The 21,019-nt window shown below is 65.8% G+C and carries 17 protein-coding genes; 9 read left to right on the top strand and 8 right to left on the bottom strand.

Annotated elements, in window-relative coordinates:
- Positions 1-216: 216 nt before the first annotated feature.
- Complete coding sequence (locus JQC81_RS25295) at positions 217-1,233, bottom strand: zinc-binding alcohol dehydrogenase family protein (protein WP_203274565.1); 1,017 nt, start codon at positions 1,231-1,233, stop codon at positions 217-219.
- A gap of 205 nt (positions 1,234-1,438) precedes the next feature.
- Between JQC81_RS25295 and JQC81_RS25290 the strand changes: the two genes are divergently transcribed.
- The 3 genes from JQC81_RS25290 to JQC81_RS25280 all read left to right on the top strand — a co-directional run bounded on the left by JQC81_RS25290 (position 1,439) and on the right by JQC81_RS25280 (position 8,205).
- Positions 1,439-1,789 (top strand): winged helix-turn-helix transcriptional regulator, encoded by a 351-nt coding sequence (locus JQC81_RS25290; RefSeq protein ID WP_203274564.1) that lies wholly within the window; start codon positions 1,439-1,441, stop codon positions 1,787-1,789.
- Between the two features lie 117 nt (positions 1,790-1,906).
- Positions 1,907-6,730 (top strand): NAD-glutamate dehydrogenase, encoded by a 4,824-nt coding sequence (locus JQC81_RS25285; RefSeq protein WP_203274563.1) that lies wholly within the window; start codon positions 1,907-1,909, stop codon positions 6,728-6,730.
- A gap of 95 nt (positions 6,731-6,825) precedes the next feature.
- The gene (locus tag JQC81_RS25280; protein WP_203274562.1) at positions 6,826-8,205 is read left to right on the top strand and encodes an MFS transporter; all 1,380 of its coding nucleotides are present in this window, start codon (positions 6,826-6,828) and stop codon (positions 8,203-8,205) included.
- A gap of 146 nt (positions 8,206-8,351) precedes the next feature.
- Here the strand turns inward: JQC81_RS25280 and JQC81_RS25275 are convergent, their stop codons facing one another.
- Both JQC81_RS25275 and purH read right to left on the bottom strand, forming a co-directional pair.
- Positions 8,352-8,672 carry a heavy metal-binding domain-containing protein gene (locus JQC81_RS25275; RefSeq protein ID WP_203274561.1) on the bottom strand — a complete coding sequence of 107 codons (321 nt, stop codon included), beginning with the start codon at positions 8,670-8,672 and terminating at the stop codon, positions 8,352-8,354.
- 246 nt (positions 8,673-8,918) lie between these two features.
- A complete protein-coding gene (gene purH, locus JQC81_RS25270; RefSeq protein ID WP_203274560.1) occupies positions 8,919-10,511 on the bottom strand; it encodes a bifunctional phosphoribosylaminoimidazolecarboxamide formyltransferase/IMP cyclohydrolase in 1,593 nt (530 codons plus the stop codon).
- Positions 10,512-10,799: 288 nt separating this feature from the next.
- Between purH and trpS the strand changes: the two genes are divergently transcribed.
- Positions 10,800-11,822 carry a tryptophan--tRNA ligase gene (gene trpS, locus JQC81_RS25265; protein ID WP_203274559.1) on the top strand — a complete coding sequence of 341 codons (1,023 nt, stop codon included), beginning with the start codon at positions 10,800-10,802 and terminating at the stop codon, positions 11,820-11,822.
- Positions 11,823-12,105: 283 nt separating this feature from the next.
- Entirely contained in the window at positions 12,106-12,342 is a 237-nt protein-coding gene (locus JQC81_RS25260; RefSeq protein WP_203274558.1) for a hypothetical protein, read from the top strand.
- Between the two features lie 80 nt (positions 12,343-12,422).
- On the opposite strand, the gene JQC81_RS25255 is transcribed toward JQC81_RS25260, so the two are convergent.
- The 4 genes from JQC81_RS25255 to htpX form a co-directional block, all read right to left on the bottom strand.
- On the bottom strand, positions 12,423-12,632 hold the full coding sequence (locus JQC81_RS25255; RefSeq protein ID WP_203274557.1) for a hypothetical protein: 210 nt from the start codon (positions 12,630-12,632) through the stop codon (positions 12,423-12,425).
- Positions 12,633-12,815: 183 nt separating this feature from the next.
- A complete protein-coding gene (locus JQC81_RS25250; RefSeq protein WP_203274556.1) occupies positions 12,816-14,570 on the bottom strand; it encodes a heparinase II/III family protein in 1,755 nt (584 codons plus the stop codon).
- A 96-nt stretch (positions 14,571-14,666) separates the two neighbouring features.
- Entirely contained in the window at positions 14,667-15,980 is a 1,314-nt protein-coding gene (gene rsmB / locus JQC81_RS25245) for a 16S rRNA (cytosine(967)-C(5))-methyltransferase RsmB (protein WP_281400402.1), read from the bottom strand.
- 3 nt (positions 15,981-15,983) lie between these two features.
- Positions 15,984-16,943 carry a zinc metalloprotease HtpX gene (gene htpX, locus JQC81_RS25240; protein WP_203274555.1) on the bottom strand — a complete coding sequence of 320 codons (960 nt, stop codon included), beginning with the start codon at positions 16,941-16,943 and terminating at the stop codon, positions 15,984-15,986.
- A gap of 104 nt (positions 16,944-17,047) precedes the next feature.
- Between htpX and JQC81_RS25235 the strand changes: the two genes are divergently transcribed.
- The 4 genes from JQC81_RS25235 (at position 17,048) to JQC81_RS25220 (ending at position 20,116) form a co-directional block, all read left to right on the top strand.
- Entirely contained in the window at positions 17,048-17,278 is a 231-nt protein-coding gene (locus JQC81_RS25235) for a DUF1674 domain-containing protein (RefSeq protein WP_203274554.1), read from the top strand.
- A gap of 84 nt (positions 17,279-17,362) precedes the next feature.
- Complete coding sequence (locus JQC81_RS25230; protein ID WP_203274553.1) at positions 17,363-17,824, top strand: carboxymuconolactone decarboxylase family protein; 462 nt, start codon at positions 17,363-17,365, stop codon at positions 17,822-17,824.
- Positions 17,811-18,689: a sigma-70 family RNA polymerase sigma factor gene (locus JQC81_RS25225; RefSeq protein ID WP_203274552.1), complete on the top strand. Its 879-nt coding sequence runs from the start codon at positions 17,811-17,813 to the stop codon at positions 18,687-18,689. The genes JQC81_RS25230 and JQC81_RS25225 overlap by 14 nt, the downstream gene beginning before the upstream one ends.
- Before the next feature lie 125 nt (positions 18,690-18,814).
- Entirely contained in the window at positions 18,815-20,116 is a 1,302-nt protein-coding gene (locus JQC81_RS25220; protein ID WP_203274551.1) for a class I SAM-dependent methyltransferase, read from the top strand.
- A gap of 146 nt (positions 20,117-20,262) precedes the next feature.
- On the opposite strand, the gene JQC81_RS25215 is transcribed toward JQC81_RS25220, so the two are convergent.
- Complete coding sequence (locus JQC81_RS25215; protein WP_203274550.1) at positions 20,263-20,760, bottom strand: L,D-transpeptidase; 498 nt, start codon at positions 20,758-20,760, stop codon at positions 20,263-20,265.
- Positions 20,761-21,019: the final 259 nt, after the last annotated feature.

Raw genomic sequence — 21,019 nt, 5'->3', positions numbered from 1 at the left:
CCATACTCCCTGCACGTCATGGCCGTCCTCATATCAGGAAACACGCCCCCTTATCCTGAGGAGCAGCCGTGAGGCTGCGTCTCGAAGGATCCTCCAGCGCCCTCTGGAGGATCCTTCGAGACGGTCACTGCGTGACCTCCTCACGATGAGGTGAGAGTGAGTTGAAGCGGGATCACCGCCGTAAGGCCGGTGATGACGGAAGAGGATTGAAAATCCTCAAAACCCCGAAAGCACGATCTTGCCGCGCGTGCGGCCGCTCTCGATGAGCGCGTGAGCCCGCTTGAGATTGGCCGCGTTGATCGGTCCGATCACGTCCGACAGCGTCGTTCTGATCGTTCCCGCATCCACAAGGCGCGCGGCTTCGTTCAGGATTTCGTGCTGCCGCTCCATGTCGGCGGTCTGGAAGGTCGAGCGGGTGAACATGGATTCCCAGTGGATCGACACGCTCTTGCTCTTCAGGAGGCTGATGTCGAGGGGCGCCTTCGGGTCGTCGATGAGCGCAAAGCGGCCTTGCGGGGCGATAGCTTTCGCGATCTCCGCAAAATGGTTTTCCGTGTGGGTGATCGAGAACACGAAGGCCGGCGCGCCGATCCCGAGAGCTTCCACCTGCGCGGCAAGCGGCTGGCTGTGATCGATCACGTGATGGGCTCCGAGTTCTCTGGCCCATTCCTGCGTTTCGGGCCGCGACGCCGTGGCGATCACGGTCAGGTCCGTCAGGTGGCGCGCCAGTTGAAGGGCCACGGAGCCCACGCCGCCGGCCGCGCCCACGATCAGAAGGGCATTGGCCGCGCCCTTGACCGGGCGCTTCACATCGAGCCGGTCGAACAGGGTCTCCCAGGCGGTGAGCGTGGTGAGAGGAAGGGCTGCCGCCTCCTCGAAGCTGAGGGACTTGGGCTTTCTCCCCACCAGCCGCTCGTCGACCACATGGAATTCCGCATTGGTGCCGGGCCGGGTGATGGCGCCGGCATAGAACACCTCGTCGCCCTCCTTGAAGAGCGAAGACTCCGAGCCCACCCCGCGCACGATGCCGGCGGCGTCAAAACCCAGCACCTTCACGCCGCCCGCCTCGGGTTGGGCCCGCATGCGGACCTTGGTGTCGACCGGATTCAGGGACACCGCCCTGATCTCGACCAGAAGGTCGCGCGGTCCCGGCTCGGGCCGGGGCAGTTCGACATCGATGAGGGAGGCATCCTGATCGATGGGGAGGGATTGTTGATAGCCGACGGCGCGCATGACTTGTCTCCTGTTAGCGCATCGTGCGGAAAAGTGGTCCCGGTTTTCCGGTCTCAACGATGCGCAATTTCAAAGCTGAGCATCGAATAGATCCCAAAAGTGGGGTCCACTTTTGGGTCCGATGCTCTAGAGGTATAGTTGAGCATAGTGTCTGAGGCTGCAAGAACGCACAAAAACAGCCCATAGTGTCAAAAAGGATACCGTGATGCCGAGGGTGTCTTCGAGAATTCCTGGGGTTGAGGGGTGCGCCGTCGAGCGCACGCTGAGCCTCATTGAGGGCAAGTGGAAGATCATCGTGCTCTACAAGCTTTTGAAGGGCACCTTGCGCTTCAACGAGCTGCGGCGGCTGATGCCGCTGGTCACCCAGCGCATGCTCACGCATCAGCTGCGCGAGCTGGAGGCCGACGGGCTCATCGTCCGCACGGTCTATGCCCAGGTCCCGCCCCGAGTCGAATATTCCCTGTCGGCCCGCGGGCGGAGTCTCGAGCCGGTGCTCATGGCCATGAAGGAATGGGGCGATACGAATCTTTCGTCTCAAGGTGCTCAAGCAGCCTAAAGTGTTCGTGCACTGCAAGAACTTAACCCTACGCAGCGCGCTTCCGCAGGCTGTTCTTGCGCCGCCTGCCGCTCTGTGGCAACGCTCCCGCAACAACGACAATCAGAGGATGCGCGCATGAAGCTGGATACACCGACCAGCGGAAGCGAGTTGACGGCGGAAGCCGTCGCCGTGCTGGAAGCCGGACACAAGGCCACCCCTCCGACCTTTGTGCGCGATCTGTACGGGCGGGTGCCGTCCGAGGATCTCGCCTTCTACTCGCCTCAATCCCTGGCGGATCTCGCAGCGGAAGCCTTCGAGCATCTCAAGGCGTCCCGAACCACCGACGGCGCGGATGTGCGCCTCATCGACGTGGAGGTCGAGCGCGAGGGAAGGCGCCAGGACGTGACGGTGCTCGAGATCGTCAACGACAACATGCCCTTCCTGCTCGACTCGACCTTGGCCGAGATCGTCGACCAGGGCTACGACCCGCTGCTCGTGGCCCATCCGATCCTGGCCGTGGAGCGCGACGCGAGCGGGGCCCTGGTGCGCCTCGTGGGCGAGGCCACGGCGGCCCTGCGGCTCGGCGTAAAGCGCGAGAGCTTCATTCATATTCACCTGCCCCGCATCGACGATGCGGAAACCCGCACCGGAATCATCGAGGCCATCCGGCGGGTCCACAGCGATGTGTCCCTGGCGGTGCACGACTGGCCGGGCATGCGCGCCCGCGTGACCGAAATCGTGCACAATTACCGCCTCAATCCTCCGCCGCTGCCGGACGACGAGGTGAAGGAGGCGATCGCCTTTCTCGACTGGATCGCACGGGACAATTTCACCTTCCTCGGCCTTCGCGAATATCGCCTGCCGTCCGGCGACACCGCGGCCGATCCCGTAGAGGGCTCGGGACTTGGCCTCCTGCGCGACCCGAGCGTACGCGTGCTGCGCCGCGGCCGCGATCTGGTCTCCATGTCGCCGGAAATCCGCGCCTTCCTGGCGCGTCCCCAGGCGCTCATCATCACCAAGGCCAACGTGAAGTCCCGCGTTCATCGCCGGGCGCATCTCGATTACATCGGCGTGAAGCTCTTCGACGGCAACGGCCACCTCCAGGGGGAGCTGCGCATCGTCGGTTTGTTCACAGCGAGCGCCTACACCAACACAACCGGCGAAGTGCCGTATCTGCGCCACAAGGTGGCGAAGGTCACGGCCCGCGCAGGCTTCGACCCGTCGAGCTATGCGGGCCGCGCACTTCTCAACGTGCTCGAGAACTATCCCCGCGACGAGCTGTTCCAGATCGACGAGGACACGCTCTATCACTTCGCCATCGACATCATGAACCTGTCGGAGCGGCCGCGGGTGCGGGTGCTGGCGCGCGCCGACGAGTTCGACCGCTTCGTTTCGGTGCTCGTGTTCGTGCCGAAGGACCGCTATGACACGCAGGCCCGCCTGCGCATCGGCCAGTTCCTTGCCGGCATCTTCGAGGGGCGTGTTTCCGCGTCCTATCCGTCCTATCCGGAAGGCCCGCTCGCGCGCACCCATTACATCATCGGGCGTGACGAGGGGCAGACCCCGCAGGTTTCCCGCGAGACCCTGGAAAAGGGCATCTCCGCCATCGTGCGCACCTGGAGCGATGCGCTGCGCGACGCGCTCGACGCCTCTGTCGGAGGCGCAAAGGCGCGGGCGCTTGCAAATCGTTATGGCGAGGCGTTCAGCGCCGCCTATCGCGAGGCCTTCGGGGCCGAGCAGGTGATCCAGGACATCAGCCTGCTGGAGCAGCTCTCGGAGGCTCGCCCCCGCGCCGTCGATCTCTACCGCCGCGAAGGCGATGGCGACACCCGCGTGAACCTGAAGGTGTTCTCGCTCAACCAGTCGATGCCCCTGTCGGACCGCGTGCCCCTCCTGGAAAATCTCGGCTTCCGCGTGGTGAACGAGCGAACCTATCGCGTGGCATTCACGGGCTCCGACCGGGTGTGGCTCCACGACATGACCCTGGAGCGCGCCGCAGGCGGCACGATTGAGATCGACGAGATCCAGGCGCTGATCGAGGCGGCATTGCTCGCCCTGTTCCGGGGTCTTGCGGAATCCGACGGCTTCAACCGCCTCGTGCTCGAAGCCGGCCTCGGCTGGCGCGATGTGGCCATGATCCGGGCCTTCGGTCGCTACCTGCGCCAGATCCAGGTTACTTATTCGCAGGATTACATTGCCGGAACGCTCGCGCGCCACGGCGCGATCGTGGCCGATCTCGTGAAGCTCTTCTATGCCCGCTTCGACCCGCGCTACGAGAAGGGCCGTGAGGCTGCCGAGGCTGGAATCCGCGAGCGGATCGAGGAGCAGCTGAAGCAGGTCACGAGCCTCGACGACGACCGAATCCTGCGCCGCTTCATCAACCTGATCGACGCGGCAACCCGCACCAACTTCTTCCAGCTCGAAGACAATGGCCTGCCGCGCCAGACCATCGCATTCAAGTTCGAATGCGCCAAGGTCGAAGGCCTGCCGCTGCCCCGGCCTCTTTACGAGATCTTCGTTTACTCGCCCCGCGTCGAGGGCGTGCATCTGCGCTTCGGCAAGGTGGCGCGCGGCGGATTGCGCTGGTCCGATCGGCCGCAGGATTTCCGCACCGAGGTGCTGGGCCTCGTGAAGGCGCAGCAGGTCAAGAACGCCGTCATCGTGCCGGTGGGTGCGAAGGGTGGCTTTGTGCCCAAGCTCCTGCCGCCCGCGAGCGACCGGCAGGCCTGGCTCAACGAGGGCACCGAGAGCTACCGCATCTTCGTGCGCACGATGCTGCAGCTCACCGACAACATCGTGGGCGACAGCATCGTCCCGCCACCGGATACGGTCCGCCACGACGGTGACGATCCCTACCTCGTGGTCGCCGCCGACAAGGGCACGGCCACCTTCTCCGACACGGCCAATGCGCTTTCCATCGAGAAGGGTCACTGGCTCGGCGATGCCTTCGCGTCCGGCGGCAGCCAGGGCTACGACCACAAGAAGATGGGCATCACGGCCCGCGGTGCCTGGGAGGCGGTGAAACGCCACTTCCGCGAGATCGACATCGACATCCAGACCACCCCGGTGACGGTGGCGGGCGTGGGCGACATGTCGGGCGACGTGTTCGGGAACGGCATGCTGCTGTCGCGGGCCTTGAAGCTCGTGGCCGCCTTCGATCATCGCGACATCTTCCTCGATCCGAACCCGGATCCGGAGGCGACCTATCTCGAGCGCGAGCGCCTGTTCAATCTGCCGCGCTCCAGCTGGCAGGATTACGACAAGGCTTTAATCTCGGTGGGCGGCGGCATCTTCCCGCGTAATGCGAAATCGATCCCGCTTTCACCTGAGGTGCGCGCGCTGCTCGATCTCGACAAGCCGGAAGCCACGCCGGCCGAGGTGATGAACGCCATCCTGAAAGCCCGCGTCGACCTGCTCTGGTTCGGCGGCATCGGCACCTATGTCCGTGCTTCCACCGAAACCGACGAGCAGGTGGGCGACCGCGCCAATGATGCGATCCGCATCACCGGCCCGGACGTGCGCGCCAAGGTGATCGGCGAGGGCGCCAATCTCGGCATGACCCAGCGCGGGCGCATCGAGGCGGCCCAGAAGGGCGTGCGTCTCAACACGGATGCCATCGACAACTCGGCGGGCGTGAACACCTCCGACGTGGAGGTGAACATCAAGATCGCGCTCACCACACCGGAGCGCGACGGACGCCTCTCGGACGAGCAGCGCAACGCGCTGCTCGCGGACATGACCGAGGACGTTGCCGCACTCGTGCTGCGCAACAACTACCTCCAGACCCTGGCGCTGTCGCTCTCCGAGCAGCGCGGCCTTGCCGATCTCGGCTTCGCCCGCCGGCTCATGCACATGCTGGAGGCGCAAGGCCGCCTCAACCGCGCGGTGGAATACCTGCCTGACGACTCGACGCTCACCGAGCGCGCCCGCCGCGGCGAGGCGCTGACCAGGCCGGAACTTGCGGTGCTCTTGGCCTATGCCAAGCTCTCCCTGCACGACGCGTTGCTGGAAAGCCCCGTGCCGGACGATCCGTATCTCGGCAAGGAACTCGACCGCTACTTCCCGGCCGAAATGCGCGAGCGCTTCCCTGATGCGATCGCCGGCCATCGCCTGCGGCGCGAGATCATCGCCACGCAACTGGCCAACGCCATCATCAATCGCGGCGGCCCGACCATGGTAGCCCGTCTCGTCGACCAGACCGGGGCGGACGCGCCGACCATCGCGGCGGCCTATGCGGCCACGCGCGATTCCTTCAACCTCACCGAGATGAACATCGCCATCGATGCCCTCGACGGCATCGTGCCGGGCCGGGTGCAGCTGCGGCTTTACGGCGAATTGCAGGACCTGCTCATGAACCGGATCGTCTGGTTCATCCGCAACGTTGACTTCGCCAACCACTCGCTGGACCAGATCATCGGCACTTACCAGGCCGGCATTACGGAAGTCGAGCAGAGCCTTTCGAATGCGCTCTCGCCCGAAGCCAAGGCCGTGTGGGAGGCGCGCACGAAGGCGCTGGTAGACGAGGGTGTCCCCGAGGACCTGGCGCGGCGCATCGCGTCCCTGCCCGATCTCGTGGCGGCGCCCGACATCGTGCAGACCGCGCAGAAGACGGGCAAGCCCGTGGCCGACATCGCCTGCACGCATTTCGCCCTGGAAGCCTCGTTCCGTCTCGGCGCCCTCATCGGTGCCGCGCAGGAGATCAGCGTCAGCGACTACTTCGACCGCCTGGCGCTGGACCGCGCCATCGACAGCATCGCCTATGCCCATCGCGGCCTGACCGCCGAGGTGGCCTCGCAGGACGAATCCGGCGTCGAGGCGGTGCGGGCCTGGAGCGAGAAGCGCGGCGCCGACGTCAACCGCATCCGCGGCGCGGTCGACGGCATCGTGTCGTCGGGCCTGACCCTGTCGAAGATCACCGTGGCGGCGAGCCTGCTGGGCGATCTTGCGCGCACCACCTGAGGCATTCCGTTCGAGACGAGGCGCAACCAGTCCTCCTCCCCACAAGGGGGAGGGGAAGTGCTGCCACCATTAAAGTCGAGGGAAAACAAAGCCTAGTGAGAGACATCAATCCCCTCGCGCCTTCACGAAAAGCCTCGCGTCCCGCGATCCTGGGCTGGCTCCTGTTCGACTGGGCGTGCCAGCCCTTCTTCACGCTTGTCACTACCTTCGTATTCGCGCCGTATTTCGCATCAGTGCTGGCTTCCGATCCGGTGAGCGGACAGAGTCTCTGGGGCTATGCGACGGCAGCAGCCGGGCTCGTGCTCGCCATCCTGTCGCCGGTGCTCGGCTCCGTTGCCGACGCCACGGGGCCGAAGAAGCCGTGGATTGCCGCCAGCGGCCTCGTGTTGGTCATCGCATCTTTCGCCCTGTGGTACGCCACGCCCGGGCAATCCTATGCCATTCCCATCGCGCTGATCGGCTTCGCTTTTGGGACAGTCGCCGTCGAGGTGGCTGCCGTGTTCAACAATGCCATGATCCCGCATCTCGTGCCGCCGGAGCGCTATGGCCGTCTTTCCGGCACCGGCTGGGCCATGGGTTATCTCGGCGGGCTGGTGTCGCTGGTGATCGTGCTGGGTTTCCTCGCCGCCGATCCCGTGTCGATGAAGACCGTGTTCGGCCTGGACCCGCTCTTCGGCCTCGATCCGGCGACGCGCGAAGGCGACCGCGTCACAGGCCCGTTCTCGGCCCTGTGGTTCCTGGTTTTCATTCTGCCACTCTTCCTGTTCACGCCCGACCTGCCTCGCACAGGCATGAGCCTCAAAAACGCGGCGCGACAAGGTCTGGAGCAGGTGAAGAACACCGTAGCGGATGCGCGGCGGCACCCGAGCGTTGGACGCTTCCTTCTCGCCAACATGGTCTATCAGGATGCCCTGGTGGCTCTGTTCGCCTTTGGCGGCATCTACGGGGCCGGCGTGTTCGGCTGGCAGGCCATCGAGCTCGGGCTCTTCGGCATCATGCTCACCATCACCGGCACCATAGGGGCGCTGATCGGCGGGCGGCTCGACGACCGCCTGGGCGCCAAGCCCGTGATCCTCGGCGCCATCGTCATCCTGGCCCTCGTGTGCCTCGGCGTTCTGTCGCTCGGGCGCGAGCACATCCTCTTCGCGGTGCCCACCGCGCCGCCTTCACCCGACGATGGCCTCTACGGCTCAGCGCCCGAAAAGCTGTTCGTGCTGCTCGGCCTCGTCATCGGCTCCGTGGCGGGGCCGCTGCAGGCATCGTCCCGCAGCCTCCTGGCTCGCCTCGTGCCCGCGCAGGAAGCAGGGCGCTATTTCGGCCTGCTGGCGCTGTCAGGAAAAGTCACGTCGTTCCTCGCGCCGCTCGCGGTCGCCGTGGCAACCGCGATCTTTCAGACGCAGGCCGCAGGACCGGCGGTGCTGATCCTGTTCCTGCTCGCAGGCTTCTGGCTGTTGAGCGGCGTGAGGCGGGTGTGAAACCCTCCACTGTCATTCCGGGGCCGCGCAGCGGAGCCCGGAATCCATATCCACGACGCTGTTCGCCTGAGTACTGCAGCTCCGGCTCTTCATCCTGCGATGCCAGCGGTTATGGATCCCCGCCTTTGCGGGGATGACAGCAGGACTTACTCCAGCGTGACCGCCGTGCCGCTGACCGACACCATCATCATGCCCTCGTTCTTGCCCAGCGCCCCGTAATCGAGGTGAACGCCCACGATGGCGTGCGCGCCGAGGCGCTGCGCCTCCTCGATCATCTCCTGCAGGGCTGTGTCGCGCCCGTCGCGCAAAACTCGCTCGTAGGAGCCTGCGCGTCCGCCGACCACGTCGCGGATGGAGGCGAAGAAATCGCGGAACACGTTGGCGCCGAGAATCGCCTCGCCCGAGACGATGCCGCGATAAGAGGCAATGCGGCGGCCTTCGACGGTGGGCGTCGTGGTGATGATCATGGGTTTCTCCTGCTGCACCGCTTCAGATGGGAAGGGTGAGGCGAAATGTCATCCCGGACGGCGTCAGCCGATCCGGGATCGGGTGCAGGGTTTGGCGTTCTTCTTTCCGTCATCCCCGGGCTTGTTCCGGGGATCCACGTCTTTCAACCGCACAGAAGACGTGGATGGCCGGGACAAGCCCGGCCATGACGAGGAGTACTCGGAAAGCGATCCCGGATCGCCTGCGGCGTCCGGGGTGACTTATCGTCAATGCCGGAAGTGCCTGTGCCCGGTGAACACCATCGCGAGCCCCGCCTCGTCGGCCGCCTTGATCACCTCGTCGTCGCGCATGGAGCCGCCGGGCTGGATCACCGCGGTAGCGCCGGCTTCGGCTGCGGCGAGCAGGCCGTCGGCGAAGGGGAAGAAGGCGTCGGAGGCCACCACCGAGCCCTTGGCGAGAGTCTCCGGAAGGTTGGCCGCCTTTGCCGCTTCCGCGGCCTTCCAGGCGGCGATGCGGGAGGAATCCACGCGGCTCATCTGGCCGGCGCCGATGCCCACCGTGGCAAGATCCTTCGCATAGACGATGGCGTTCGACTTCACGTGCTTGGCGACCCGGAAGGCGAAGCGCAGGTCGGCGAGTTCCTGCTCCGTGGGGGCGCGCTTCGTCACCACCTTCAGGTCCATGGCGTCGACCACCGCGTTGTCCCGGTTCTGCGCCAGGAAGCCGCCGGCGACCGTGCGCAGGGTCAGGCCTGGTGCGCGCGGATCGGGCAGGGAGCCTGCGAGCAGCAGGCGCAGGTTCTTCTTGGCGGCGACGATCGCAATGGCCTCCTCGCTTGCATCGGGCGCGATGATCACCTCGGTGAAGATCTCCGTGATGGCCTTGGCGGCCTCCGCGTCGAGCGTCCGGTTCATGGCCACGATTCCGCCGAAGGCCGAAACCGGATCGCAGCGAAGCGCCTTCTCGTAAGCCTCGCGAAGGCTCGTGCCTTCCGCCACGCCGCAGGGGTTCGCGTGCTTGACGATCACGATGGCGGCGGAGCGGTTCGGGTCGAACTCGGCGACGGCCTCGTAGGCCGCATCCGTGTCGTTGATGTTGTTGTAGGAGAGCTGCTTGCCCTGCACCTGGCGGGCCGTGGCGACGCCGGGGCGGTTCTCCGGCGTGCGGTAGAAGGCGGCAGACTGGTGCGGATTCTCGCCGTAGCGCATCACCTCGGCAATCGCGCCGCCGAGCGCCCGGAACGGCGGGGTGGCGTCACCGAGTTCGTTCGCAAACCAGTTGGAGATCGCCGCATCGTAGGCGGCCGTGCGCGAATAGGCCTTCTGCGCCAGCCGCCGGCGCAGGGTGAGCGTCACCGTGCCGTCGTATTGCGCCAGATCGTGGAGAACGGCCGCGTAATCGGCGCCGTCCACCACCACGGCCACATCGCCGTGGTTCTTGGCGGCCGCGCGGATCATCGCCGGGCCGCCGATGTCGATGTTCTCGATGCAGTCGTCATAGGGCTTGTCGGCCGCCACCGTCGCCTCGAACGGGTAGAGGTTCACCACCAGGAGGTCGATGGCTTGGATGCCGTGGGCGAGCATGGCCGCCTGGTGCTCCGGGTTGGCGCGGATCGCCAGGAGGCCGCCATGGACGGCGGGGTGCAGCGTCTTCACGCGCCCGTCCATCATCTCAGGGAATCCCGTGAGCTCGCTCACGTCCTTCACAGGCAGGCCCGCCTCGCTCAAGGCCTTATGCGTGCCGCCGGTGGAGACCAGCTCGATGCCGCGCTCATGAAGCGCCCGGGCAAAGTCCACGAGACCCGTCTTGTCGGATACGGAAAGCAAAGCACGGGAAACGCGCTTCAGGTCGCTCGGCATGACGGCCGCTCCCTTGGAGGAAAATGATGCGGGCGCGATAGCATGGTGGGGAGGGGATGGGAACCGGGGAGGGTGACGATTGAAAGATTGTTGCCAACAGCAGATTGCTTGTGTCATCCTTCTCGAATGACGCAACGTGCTCATCTCACCCAAATCGTTTGGTGGCGCTCCCTCTAGGAGCGGCACGTCGTCATGTTCATTTCGACCCTTGCCGCCGTTGAACGGTAGGCTTGGTCTTGTTCTCTCGATCGCTCTTCCGTCGCGGCGGCTCCCTTCAGGAGGCCTGCCATGGCTATCGAGCTTACGCAAAAACCGACCATCCTCACCGGCGACCGCACGACCGGGCCGCTTCATCTCGGCCACTATGTCGGATCCCTCAGAAACCGCGTCGCCCTTCAGCACACCCACCGTCAGTTCCTGCTTCTCGCCGACGCTCAGGCGCTGACGGACAATGCGCACAATCCCGAGAGGGTGCGCCGCAATATCGTGGAGGTGGCCCTCGATTACCTCGCCGTTGGGATCGATCCGACCGTCACGACCATCTGCGTCCAGTCATGCCTGCCGGCTCTCGCCGAACTCAGCCAGCTCTACCTCAACTTCGTGACAGTCGCCCGTCTGGAGCGGAACCCGACCATCAAGGACGAGATCCAGGCGCGCGACTTCGGCCGCGACATCCCGGCGGGCTTCCTGTGCTATCCCGTGGCGCAGGCTGCGGACATCACCGGCTTCAAGGCTACCCTCGTGCCGGTCGGGGAGGACCAGGCGCCCCTGATCGAGCAGACCAACGAGATCGTCCGGCGCCTCAACCGACAGATCGGCCGTCAGGTCCTTCTGGAAGCAACCGCCCTGATCCCCCGGGTCGGTCGGCTGCCGGGCGTCGACGGCAAGGCCAAGATGAGCAAGTCGCAGGGCAATGCGATCCCGCTCTCCGCGTCTGCAGAGGAGATCGCCGCCGCCGTGCGGCGCATGTACACCGATCCGAACCATCTGAGGGCCTCCGATCCCGGAACGGTGGAGGGCAACGTGGTCTTCACCTACCTCGACGCATTCGATGATGATCGGGAGGCGGTGGAGGACCTGAAGGCGCAGTACAGGCGCGGCGGTCTCGGGGACATGGCGCTCAAGCGGAGATTGGAGACCATCCTGCAGGTTCTGCTGGCGCCGATCCGGGAACGCAGGCAGGCCTTGGCCCGCCAGAGCTCCGATGTGCTCGACATCCTGCGCGAAGGAACACGCCGGGCAAGGGGCAAGACGCAGGCAACCCTCGACGAGCTTCGCGACGGCCTCGGGCTGTTTGCCTTCAGAGAATGAGGGCGACAGAATCGATGTGGCCCACAAAAGGTCTAGCCCCTGCGGGCATGCGGTCGGCACCGCCTGCCTCACATCCAAAAAGCTTGGCGGATGATATAACCTCTGCTAGGATTCCTGTCATGATCAAGCGCGCATCCTGGCTTACTCATCGCTTCACGTACCTCACGGGGTGCGCGGGATGGGTGTTGCGTTGATGCGTGCGTGATCATTCCCGAGGACCCTCCCGAGGCGGGTAGGGTCCTGAGGTTCTCTGCTCTCCTCATGCCGATTGTGGAGAGCAAGCATGAACACTCTCTTTCATACGCCAAAACACAAGCCCCGCTTCTACCCGGCCATTCCCAGCATCCGGACCGCCGTGTCTTGGATGGCTGGAATTGCTGCATCGTGGAACCGCTTCACCGAGCTGCGGGCTTTGCAGAGGTTGGGGCATCTCAACAATCATGCGCTGCGCGACATCGGTCTGTGGCGCGAGCCCGAAAGCCGGGTCGATGAATGGTGGAAAATGAACCCGCCGCCTTGAGAAAACGAGAATTGCAAGGCCTCAGGGGATGTGGAGCCCCTGAGGCTGCTCGGTGCTTGTGCCGCCTTGCTGGCGCTGGCTTACCGCTTGGAAGGCGGTTGCTCAGCCATATCGGCATCCCCGGTGGAGAGTTCAGGGTGATTGCGCACCAGACCTTCCCGGGTGTCCGCGAGGTCGTCCCAGGTTCGGGCCATCTCCAGAAGCTGGTCCCGCTGTTCCCCATCCGGCACCTGTCGGGCAAGCACTCGGCACTCTTCGGCGTGTTTCCTGTATTCTGCTGCTGTCTTCATGGCCTGCTTTTATGAGGCACGGTGGCTAAACCGCAAGAGACTCCTGTCCTGAAGGTTGGGCCGCCTGCTTTCCGTAAACGGCTTTATCGGAGTTCCGCGGCCCTTCCCCGCCGCGCAGAAACCGTAGACGCAAGGGACCTAAAAACTCACGGGTTCGCAAGTCGCCGTTTCACAAGATTGTCTTCAGATCAGCTCCGCCTGCTCCTGCGGCTGGCCCGGCTCGAACGTGCGCGCCAGGCGTTCGAAGCGCCAGCGCACGGATGGAGTCTCGCTCGGGCGGATTGTCAGGACGATCTGCTCCGTGCGGCGCAGGCCGTCGGCGGTGGCAAGGAACACACTGTCCTCAATCTGCGCCTCGATGGGAATGGCCGAGAACTGCCAGGCCTCCCGGTTGGGCAAAACCAGCATCACCACGCGGCCGCCCTGCGCGAGGCTTGCCTTGATGCCGGGCGCGAGATGGAAGCGGATGATGGCCTGGGCCGTGCCTGTAGTGGCGCCCTCGCTCCAGAAATTGTCCTCGCCTTCGAGCACGTTGCCTTTGGGCGCGAGCTGCCAGCGCCGCTCATGGGTGAGGCCGAAGCGAGCCTTGTAGCCGTCGTGGCTGGCGGTGAGAAGCTGCGCGTGCTCCCGCTCGCTGCGCTCCGCCGTCACCCGCTCCGGCCCGCTGAGCATCACCGGGCCGACCCGGCGCAGGAGCCAGGCGGAGATCCGGCGCTGGAGCCAGGTGCCCTTCTTGTCGACGATCTGGCAAGAGGAGATGTCGTTGATGGAAGCAGTGGAATGCGCGGCAGTCGAACGCGAGGCCTGGATGATCGGCTCAGCGGCGATCTGCGGCATACCGCAATTGACCACAATGCGCTGCGCGGCGCTCGAGAACTCGAAGGACAGACAGCCGGCGCCTGCTTCCTGCGACAGGGGGCGCGGCGGCGGCGTGCCCACATCGGCCACCACCAGGGTGCGCCCGGCCTCCAAGCGCTCATAGCCCGAATGCGGCGCGTGATGGATCGGCTGGCTGCGCATGTCGTCATAGGTGAGCAGGGTTGCGAGATGATCGGCCGCCGTCACGCCCATGCCGTTGAAATGCGAGAGGGTGCCGTCCCCGTGGCGGAACAGGCGCACCATGGGCAGCATGCGGTCGACGGAGCGCAGCAGCGCCTCAGGCGTGTCGACCTCGCGGCTGGCGAACATCTGGCGCAGGGGGAGCAGGTCGAACAGCAACTCGACGACGATGCGCGGGTTGCGGCTCACATGCCCGCCATCGGCCAGGATCTGCCGGTCGAGTTCCCGTGACAGCAAACGACTTGCGCGGCGCAAGGTGCGGTCGAGCCCTTCGCAGCACAGGCCCGCATAGCACAGCGCGATCCCGGCCATGAGCTGCTGATAGGGCAGGGCGCCGGCGCGGATCTGGCGCTCCAGGATGCGCACATGCTGCCCGATGATTTTTAGAAACCGCTGGTAGAAGGCGTGGTCGGCGCCTTCCAGGATCAGCGGCGACTGGCTGATGAAGGACATGAGCCGGCGCGCCGTGATCTCGGTGCTGCAGGCGAGCCGCTTGTCGCCGAGCTTGGAGGTGACGAACTCGTCAACCAGCGAGCGGGCATTGGCCTGGGCCAGCGCGGTGCCTGCGGCGCGCAGGTGGCGCAGCCAGCCGAAGCCGTAGAGCGCCTCGCCCCAGGCGCGGCTCGGCGGGCTGAAGGCGAAGGGCGAGCGCCCGCCCGTGGTGATGGCGCGGCCGGAGAAGGCGAAGAAGCCGGAATAGATATCGGTTGCGACCGTGGGATCGGCGGTGCGCAGGTCCTGCGGGGCGAAGAGCAGCCGCGTGGGTACGGGGGCGCCGGACATCCGGGACAGGCTCCAGACCATGCTTTCACGCGTGGCGCGGCCTGCCTCGCGAAGGCAAAGCCTATACAGACGCCAGCGATCCGGCCCGAAATCCACCCGTGGCGCTCCTCTCAATGCTGCTGAATTCAAGTCAACTTAGGTGAGGAGTTCCTGCTGACTGGTTAACACCCGGTAAGAGACCATTCACCATCGTCACGATGGCCTGTGAACAAACCGTGCGACAAAGAAGCCGTCGAGGCCGGAGCGATCGTGGCCGGCCAGCGCCATCTGGCTCGGCAGGGTGCGGACATCGCCCTGCGGCGTGATGCACTCGGTAAAGCCGCCAATCTCGCCGGCGGTGACAGGCACGCGGGTAAAGTCAGGATGGCGCGCCAGGAAGCTTTCCGCCTGCCGCTCGCCCTCCTCGGCCTCCAGCGAGCAGGTGCAGTAGACGAGCCGCCCGCCGGGCTTCAGCAGGCTTGCGGCCTTGTCGAGGAGGCGGCTCTGGAGCCCTGCGAGCTTGCGGATGTCCTCGTCGCCTTTGGTCCAGGCCACGTCCGGGTGGCGGCGGATGGTGCCGGTGGCAGAACACGGGGCATCGAGCAGGATGGCGTCGAAAGGCCCGGCGTCGAGCTTTTCCGCATCGATGGCGCGGGTCTCGGCCTTGAGCTTCAGGCGGGCGAGGTTTTCCTCCAGCCGAACAAGACGCTTGGCCGACCGGTCGACGGCCAGAACTTCCGCGCCGGCTGCGGCCAATTGGGCGGTCTTGCCGCCCGGCGCGGCGCAGAGATCCGCGATGCGCTCGCCGGGCTTCGGATCGAGCAGGCGGGCCGGCAGGGCGGCGGCGGCATCCTGCACCCACCATTCGCCCTCCTCGAAGCCGGGGAGTTCGCGGATGGCGGTACGCTCCTTCAGGCGAATGCTGCCGGTGGGCAGGAGAACGCCGCCCAGGCGCTCGGCCCAGGATTCCGCATCGTTCTTCACCGTCACGTCGACGGAGGCGAGCGAACGGTGCGCCTCGACGATTTTCTGGGCCTGCGGCTCGCCGTATTGCGCGATCCAGCGCTCCTCCAGCCAGGTGGGCGTATCGAGCCAGGGATCGTCCTCGGCCAGGATGGCCTCGCGCTCGCGGGCGACCCGGCGCAGGACGGCGTTGATGAAGCCGCCGGCGTGATGGAGCTTGGGGTCGTTCTGCGCCAGCTGCACGGCGCTGTCGACGGCCGCATGGTCCGGCACGTCGAGATAGAGGATCTGCGCCGCCCCGGTGGCGAGCAGATGCATCAGGCGCTCGTCCTTGGGCGCCTTGTTGAGCCGCTCCCGCAGGGCGCGCCCGAGGGTGCCGAGGCGCCGGAAGGTCACGATGGCGATGGCCCGCGCCAGCGCCTCGTCGCGGGCGGAGAGATTCTCCGCGCGGGCGAGCTCCTCCATCACATCGTCGAGCGGCACGCGCCGCTTGAGGGTCTCCGTCACCGCCATCCAGGCGAGGCGGCGGGGGCCGAGGCCCGATTGTTCGTCCGACTGACTCAAAATTTATCCCCAGGGCCCGCGGCGGGTGCCGGTCGAACCTGAAACGGAGCCCCCAGAGGATCTCCCAAGAGAACCCCATGGACTCGCTGAACTCTGCGTGAAGAAGCCGCCTTGCGGTGTGGAGCCCATCTCCTGCGCCAAAGCGTGGAGCGCGGCAATCCGGTTTTCCGTCGCGGGATGGGTGGAGAACAGGTTGTCCACGCCCTGGCCCGAGAGCGGGTTGATGATGAAGAGCGAGGCGGTGGCAGGGCGACGCTCCGCATCCGGGTTCGGGATATGCGCCACGCCGCCGGCGATGCGGGCGAGCGCGGAGGCCAGCGCCAGGGGCTGGCCGGAGATTGCGGCGCCCATCCGGTCGGCGTCGTATTCCCGCGAGCGGCTGATCGCCATCTGGATGATCATGGCGGCAATCGGCGCCAGCAGCGCGGTGGCCAGCATCACGATGGGGTTGGGCCGCTCGTCGCCGCGTCCGCCGAAGAGAAAGCCGAACTGGGCGAGCGTCGCGATGGCCCCGGCAACCGTCGCGCTCACGGTCATGATCAGCGTGTCGCGGTTCTTGATGTGGGCGAGCTCATGCGCCATCACGCCGGCGATTTCGTCCCGGGAGAGCATGTGCAGCAGGCCCGTGGTGGCGGCGACCGCCGCATTCTCCGGGTTGCGCCCGGTGGCGAACGCATTTGGCTGCGGGTTGTCGATGAGATAGACCCGCGGCATGGGAAGGCCCGCGCGCTGGCTCAGATCGCGCACCATGGCGACGAGTTCCGGCGCGGTGCGCTCGTCCACCTCGACCGCGTGATGGGCGGCGAGCGCCAGCCGGTCCGAGTTCCAATAGGCGAAGAGGTTGGTCGCAAGGCCAAAGCCAAGCGCGATTATCATGCCGGTGCCGCCGCCCAGGAAATAGCCGACGACGCCGAACAGGGCCATGAGGCCTGCGAGCAGCATTCCGGTCTTGACGGTGTTCATCGGGGTCTCCACCTCGTGGTCAACACGGTATCCATCCTCCAACCCCTATGTGGGAATGGTTCAGCTCCCTCCCAAGAGGTGCGGGACCCTGTATAAGGCTTCTCATGAGCACGAACGACAACACCCCTCCGGACCGCCCCGTCAACGGCGCGGCCCCCGGAAAGCCTCTCTCTCCCGCCGCCCAGCGCGCTCTGCAGGAGGCCGCCCAGCGCCGCCTCGACATCGACGCCCGCGCGGCCGAGATCGCCAAGCAGAAGGAACTCCAGGGCCGCGGCGGCCTTGAGCCCGTCCGCTACGAGGATTGGGAAGTGAAGGGGCTGGCGAGCGATTTTTAGAAGAATCTTCGGGGCGCATGTCACATCCGGCTGTCCCGTCTCGTCTTAGCATCGTCAGCAACCTGACCATGAGGACCTAAGACGATGAAAGCCCGGTTGATTCCCTTTGACGTCGCCCCCGGCTCCCTGAAGCCGATGATCGAGCTGGAAAAGACGCTCAAGAGCAGCGGCTTGGAGTTCAAGCTCATCGAGCTGGTGAAGACCCGCGCCTCGCAGATCAACGGCTGCGCCTATTGCATCCACATTCACACCAAGGATGCCCGCGCCAACGGCGAGACCGAGGAGCGGCTCTATCTCCTGAGCGCCTGGCGGGAATCGCCCCTCTACAGCGAGCGCGAGCGGGCGGCGCTCGCCTGGACCGAGGCCCTGACGCTCGTGGCCGAGACCCATGCGCCCGATGAGGATTACGCGGAGTTGAGCCGGCACTTCACGCCGGCCGAGCAGGTCAACCTGACCCTGCTGATCGGCGCGATCAACGCCTGGAACCGGCTGGCCATCGGCTTCCGATCCATCCATCCGGTCGAGTCTGGCCGTGCTGCCGCCTGACGGCGATGCCGCGGACCGGTTCCAGCCCCTCAGGCCGGGGCTGGTCCGCCTCGCCTATCGCATGCTCGGCTCCATCGCGGAGGCCGAGGATGTGGTGCAGGAGGCCTATATCCGCTGGCACCAGACGGACCGCACCACAATCCGCGAGCCGGGCGCCTTCCTTTCCAAGACCGTCACGCGCCTGTGCCTCGACATCCTGAAATCGGCCAGGGTGAAGCGCGAAACCTATATCGGACCCTGGCTGCCCGAGCCGGTTCTGGAGGCCGATGGGGAGGGCGAGATGGGTGAGGACCTCTCCCTGACCCTGATGATGGCGCTGGAGCGGCTGTCGCCTCTGGAGCGCGCCGCCTTTCTCCTGCATGACGTGTTCGGGCTCGGCTTCGACGAGGTCGCGGCAACCCTCGACCGCGACCCGGCCGCCTGCCGCCAGCTTGCGGCGCGAGCCCGCAAGAACGTGCGGGCCGAGCGACCCCGCTACGCCATCGACCGGGAGGAAGGGGAGCGGGTGACCGATGCCTTCTTCGCGGCCTCTCGCAGCGGCGACCTGACGGCTCTGCGGAATCTCCTGGCGGAGAACGTCGTGGCCCAGACGGATGGCGGCGGCATCCGGAATGCGGCGCTCAATCCGCTGTTCGGTTTTCGCAGGGTCGCCGGCCTGTTTCTGGGGGTGGCGCGCAAGAGCGGAGGTCAGTTGCCCACCGTTCTCTATAAGGGCCTAATCAACGGCTTGCCCGGCTTCGTCACGCTCGAACAGGACGGCATGGTGCAGACCACCGCGCTCGACATCGAGGACGGACGCATCGTTGGAGTCTATATCGTGCGCAATCCCGAGAAGCTCCGGCACCTGGCGGATCTGGCAGACTGACCAGGGCAGCAGGAGCGTTCGCTCCCCTCCGTTCAGAGAGGGTGGTCATCCACGCCCGATGGATGTCACGACGTTGCGCAGCGGCAGCGCCGGTTCTAGGCTGCTCGTGCAGCAGGACAGGTGGCATGAGCGGGGCGGCACGGCTGGAGATGTTCCGGGATCTTCTGAGCGACGCGCATCGCGCGCTCGATCTCCAGTTCGGCTTCGAGCTGTGGGACGGCTCGACGATTCCGGCGGATCTGCCGTCCTATGCCATGCGCCTCGTGATCCGCCGTGAGAGCGTGATCGCCGCCCTGATCCGCCGCCCGAATCTCGACACTGTGCTCAACGCCGTCGTGGCGGGGCTCATCGACCTGAAAAACGGCACCCTGTTCGATCTGGCCGACCAGCGGCCGCAGAAGGTCGCGCGCCGCCTGAAAGCGGTGAGCAAGCGCAAGGCGCTGAAGGTCGCCTATCATTTCCTGCGCGCTCCCGCCGACATGCCGCGTCCGCTCGATCGGGTGAAGGACAACCCGGACGCGCGCGACGGCAGGCCCCAGACCAACAAGAAGAACGTCGCCTATCACTACGACGTGTCGAACGACTTATACCGGCTCTTTCTCGATCCGGAGATGGTCTATACCTGCGCGTATTTTCAGCCGGACTGGCATGACGACATCGCCAGGGCGCAGCGCGACAAGCTCGACATGATCTGCCGCAAGCTGCGGCTCAAACCGAATGAGCGCCTGCTCGACATCGGCTGCGGCTGGGGGGCGCTCATCTGCCACGCGGCGCAGCATTACGGCGTGAAGGCCACGGGCGTGACGCTGTCCGAGGAGCAGGCCGCTCTGGCCAGGGAGAAGATCGCGCGCTTGGGTCTGCAGGATCGCGTCGAGGTTCTGCTGAAGGACTTCACGCAGGTCGAGGGCGAGTTCGACAAGATCTCCTCCATCGGCATGTTCGAGCAGGTGGGGATCGCCAATTACCCGTCTTATTTCAGTGCCGTGCATCGCCTGCTGCGTCCGCGGGGCTTGTATCTCCACCACACCATCGCCCGGCGCGCCAAGCGCAGCGAGCGGGCGTTCCGCAAGCTCAAGCCCGAATACAGGGCGCTCACCCGCTACATCTTTCCCGGCGGCGAACTCGATCATCTGGGCATGTCGATTTCCAACCTGGAGCGATACGGCTTCGAGGTGCACGATGTCGAGGCCTGGCGCGAGCATTACCAGCGCACCACGCGCCTGTGGTGGGAGAATCTCAACGCCCGCCGCAAGGAAGCGGAGGCGCTGGTCGGGCCGGAAAAAACCCGCATGTGGCTGCTCTACCTCGCCGGCTGCTCGCTCGCCTTCGAGCGCGGGGCCGTGGGCGTGAACCAGACGCTCGCCTCCAAGCGCACGCGGGGAGCGTCGGGTTTGCCGCCGAGCCGAGCGGATTTGTATCAATCTTGAACGTCAAACCTGCCTGAACCTCATCCTGAGGAGCCTGCGCAGCAGGCGTCTCGAAGGAGGCTCCAGAGAGCACTGGAGGCGCCCTCGTCCTTCGAGACGGTCGCTCTGCGACCTCCTCAGGATGAGGGCTTATGAAATGCGCCGTCTTATGGCACGACCACCACTCGTGTGCCCACATTCACCTGATCGTAGAGGTGCACGATGTCCTCGTTGAGCATGCGGATGCAGCCGTAGGACGCGTAGGTGCCGATGGAGCTCGGGCGGTTGGTGCCGTGGATGGCGTATTCGTCGAGGTTGAGGGTGAGCGCGCGCGCGCCCATAGGGTTGTTAGGCGCGCCGCCGGGGATCACGTCGGGCAGGCGCGGGTTGTCGCGCTTCACCTCCGCCGGCGGCGACCAGGCGGGCCTCACATACTTGCCGTCGATTTGCGCCTCGCCGAACCATTGCTTGCCGGGCTTGCCCACAGCCACGCGGTAGCGCAGGGCCGTCCCGTCGCCGCGCACGTAATAGAGCCGCCGCTCGGCCGTCTTGATCACAATGGTGCCGGGCGACACGCTTGCCTGAAACGGCACGACCTCGCGGGCTGAGGCGGGCATGGTGGTCACGGCGATGGCGATGATGGCGACGGCGGCAAGGATGCGCATGTCTCGAACCCTCCTGCGGATAGCGTGAGGGTGAGACGCGAAAGATAAGGCTACGGTTCCGTGTGGTTCAGAAAGCGGCGGCGCTGTCATCCCCGCGGCCGTAGACCGGGAAGGGGATCCATAGCGCAGAGCGTGCGGGTGGATTCCCTTCCCCTCCGCTGACGCTCCGGCCGGGAATGACATCCTCCCAGGTCATCACCGGCCTTTGCCGGTGATCTCGATGGCTTGGAGCGCCGTGCTCTTCAGCATCGGGATGGCC

Source organism: Microvirga arabica, from assembly GCF_016811235.1.
In the GTDB taxonomy this organism is placed as follows: Bacteria; Pseudomonadota; Alphaproteobacteria; order Rhizobiales; family Beijerinckiaceae; genus Microvirga; species Microvirga arabica.
Note: the sequence above shows the minus strand (reverse complement) of the source record. Positions and strands in the feature narration are given on the sequence as shown.